At 64.6% G+C, this 3,009-nt stretch carries 4 protein-coding genes; 2 read left to right on the top strand and 2 right to left on the bottom strand.

Going from position 1 to position 3,009, the window contains the following annotated elements; all coding sequences use genetic code 11:
* The coding region (hemB, locus tag EOA33_RS30200) for a porphobilinogen synthase (protein ID WP_127407308.1) at nt 1-1,026 on the bottom strand (1,026 nt) is incomplete at its 3' end.
* A 117-nt stretch (nt 1,027-1,143) separates the two neighbouring features.
* Nucleotides 1,144-1,962: a DUF2066 domain-containing protein gene (locus EOA33_RS30195; RefSeq protein ID WP_126054953.1), complete on the bottom strand. Its 819-nt coding sequence runs from the start codon at nt 1,960-1,962 to the stop codon at nt 1,144-1,146.
* Between the two features lie 143 nt (nt 1,963-2,105).
* Here EOA33_RS30195 and EOA33_RS30190 point away from each other — a divergent pair, with 143 nt between their 5' ends.
* Both EOA33_RS30190 and EOA33_RS30185 read left to right on the top strand, forming a co-directional pair.
* Nucleotides 2,106-2,654 carry an isoprenylcysteine carboxylmethyltransferase family protein gene (locus EOA33_RS30190; protein ID WP_189347833.1) on the top strand — a complete coding sequence of 183 codons (549 nt, stop codon included), beginning with the start codon at nt 2,106-2,108 and terminating at the stop codon, nt 2,652-2,654.
* A gap of 118 nt (nt 2,655-2,772) precedes the next feature.
* A partial coding sequence (locus EOA33_RS30185; RefSeq protein WP_190234413.1) for an enoyl-CoA hydratase/isomerase family protein occupies nt 2,773-3,009 on the top strand: 237 nt, incomplete at its 3' end.

Raw genomic sequence — 3,009 nt, 5'->3', positions numbered from 1 at the left:
CTTCAGCATCGCCGCCACTTCTGGCGCGAAATAGGTGAGGATTCCGTCGCAGCCGGCGCGTTTCAGCGCAAGCAGCGATTCCAGCATCGCCTTCTCGCCGTCGATCCAGCCATTGGCGGCGGCCGCCTTGATCATCGAATATTCGCCCGACACCTGGTAGGCGAAGGTCGGCATTTGCAGTTCGTCCTTCAGCCGGCGGATGATGTCGAGATAGGGCAGGCCGGGCTTCACCATCAGCATGTCGGCCCCTTCGGCGAGGTCCTGCTCGGCCTCGCGCAGCGCCTCGTCGGAATTGGCGTGGTCGAGATAGTAGGTCTTCTTGTCACCCTTGAGCAGGCCGGCCGTGCCCACCGCCTCGCGATACGGGCCGTAGAAGGCGGAGGCGAACTTCGTCGCGTAGGACATGATCGCCACGTCCTGAAAACCGTTGGCGTCGAGCGCGTCGCGGATGGCGCCGATGCGGCCGTCCATCATGTCCGACGGCGCGATGATGTCGGCGCCGGCCGCGGCCTGGATGACGGCTGCCGCCGCCACCTGCGCAACCGTCTCGTCATTGACGATAATGCCGTCGCGCAGGATGCCGTCATGGCCATGGCTGGTGAACGGATCGAGCGCGGCGTCGGTGATGATGCCGATCTCCGGCGCCGCATGCTTGATGGCGCGGGTGGCGCGGTTGATGATGTTTTCCGGGTCGAGGATGTGCGAGCCGGTCTGGTCGCGCAGCGAAAGCTCGACATTGGGAAAAGTGGCGATCGCCGGAATGCCGAGCTTGGCCGCACGCTCGGCCTCCTTGACCGCGAGGTCGAGCGACAGGCGGAACACGCCGGGCATTGCGGCGATCGGCTCGCGCACATCCTTGCCGTCGACGACGAAGATCGGCCAGATAAGGTCGTCGACCGAAAGACGGTTCTCCTGCACCAGGCGCCGCGACCAGTCGGCCTTGCGCATGCGCCTGAGCCGCCGGCTGCCGGTAATCTCGTCGACGCTGCGCGCGCCGGCAGGCTTTGCGGGGGTGAATTTGTTCATCGCGTCAACTCTCGTTTGACCGGTTTTAACACGCGGTCTCCCGACAGACCAATGCGACACGATTGTGCCAGCCTTCCTTGTCCCCGTTGACGGGGAGAAGGGGGCAGCGCCGACCTCTCAGGGCTGCCCATTGCCCGACAGCACTTGCGCCGCGCCCCGCATGGCGACACGGAACGCCTCGTCGAAGCTGACGCCGCGCACCTGCCAGCGATAGGTCTTGCCGCCATCGGCCAGCCGCCAGTCGGCGATCCAGCCCAGGTCCTTGTCGCTCCATACGATGCTGCCGGCGAGCGCCTGGTCGGCGCCGGCCTTCCTCGCCAGCTCGTCGAGCGTGGCCATGTCGGTGGTGTGCAGCGCCTTCTCGTCCATCCCGGAAATCATCGACCCCGGCGGGAAGGCGATGCGCATCAGCAGCGGCCCCGTGGCGTTGATGAAGGATTCGCGCATCGCCTCGCCGCGCTCGTCATCGGCGCTCAGCGCGAAATGCCGCGTGCCTTGCTCGGCCATCAGGAAAACCGCGACCGTCGGTCGCTCGCCGAGCCAAGGCTTGCTGCCAAGCTGGGCCAGCACCTTGTCGATCACAGCGGGCTTGTAGAGGCAGGTGAGGTCGTGCGGCCGGTCATGCGTGCCTTGCTCGTCATGCACGGGGATGCCTTCCAGCCGGTCGTGGTAGCGGAAGGATTCGACGAAATCGCCTGCCTTGTCGCGCAGCGCCGCCATCTCCGGTTTGCCCGGCAGCCGCTGATCGCCCGAGACCCTCACAAGCACTTTGTCCAGGCAATCCCTGAAGCCGATCTTCCGGTTGACCTCGCCGGTGCCGGTGACGATCGTCTGCGACTGGTAGAGCGCTTCCGTCGCGGCCAGAGCAGCACCAGACATGAGGCAAAGAGCGATCAGGCAGATCGTTGCAGCCATGAGACGAGAAGGCCCGGTCATGTCTTGCCATCCAGTTCAACGTGGCCATCTTCTAGCACCGGGCGCCAACAGCGGCCAAGTCGGTTGCTTTGCGCCGCATGGCCGCCGGCATGGGGCATCCGTGCGCCACGCTGGACCGGCATGGCCAATCGAAGGAGCGAGCAATGATCTTCATCTGGCTCATCTATGCCGCCTGGATCCTGCTGATCGTCTATCTCACCATTCAAGCGGCGGGTGTGAAGCGCGATACACGGCCGCATTTGCTGCAAAGCTTCGCCTTGCTGTTCGCTGTGATAGTGGCCTTCCTGCTTCCGCATCTGCGGGCGTTCGCATTCGTCAACTTCGCGCCCGTGGGCCCGGCTTTGGCCGGCATTGGTGTCGTCGTCACCCTTGCTGGCATGGCATTCCTGGTATGGGCGCGACAAAGCCTTGGCCGCAACTGGAGCCAGACCGTCTCGGCCAAGCAGGACCATGAACTTGTGACTTCCGGCCCGTACCGCTACGTGCGTCATCCCATGTACACAGGCGGCATGGTCGCAGGTATCGGATCAGCGATCGTGGTGGGCGGCGGTTTTATCTTCCTGCTTATCCTGTTGGGCTCGCTTTTTCTCTGGCGCGTCGGCGCCGAAGACCGGCTCCTTGCGGTGCAGTTCCCCAATGAATTTCCTGCTTATGCCAGGCGAACCAAGGCCTTGATCCCCTTCGTGTGGTAGGCAGCCTGTGGCAATTCGAACGAGCGCAGTCATCTCTGCCCGCGCCCGACAATTGACGTTCGCCCAGTCGCCGCTTAGCACTTCAAATCCCGCAGGCGCGGGGGAGGATTCTCTTACGATGGATTTTGGCGGAGGCGACGAAATTCGCTTCGAGCGGTTGGGCAGGGCCGGCGTCGTTACGCTGACGCGGCCGCAGGCGCTCAACGCTGTCACGCACGCCATGGTCAAGGCGCTTGGCAAGGCGCTCGAAGCCTGGGAGCGCGATGACGGCGTCGATGTCGTGATCGTCAAGGCCGAGGGCAGGGCGTTCTCCGCCGGCGGCGACCTCCTGCACCTCTCTGAGGCCGGCCGCGCC

The organism is Mesorhizobium sp. M4A.F.Ca.ET.050.02.1.1, assembly GCF_003997725.1.
Classification (GTDB): domain Bacteria; phylum Pseudomonadota; class Alphaproteobacteria; order Rhizobiales; family Rhizobiaceae; genus Mesorhizobium.
Note: the sequence above shows the minus strand (reverse complement) of the source record. Positions and strands in the feature narration are given on the sequence as shown.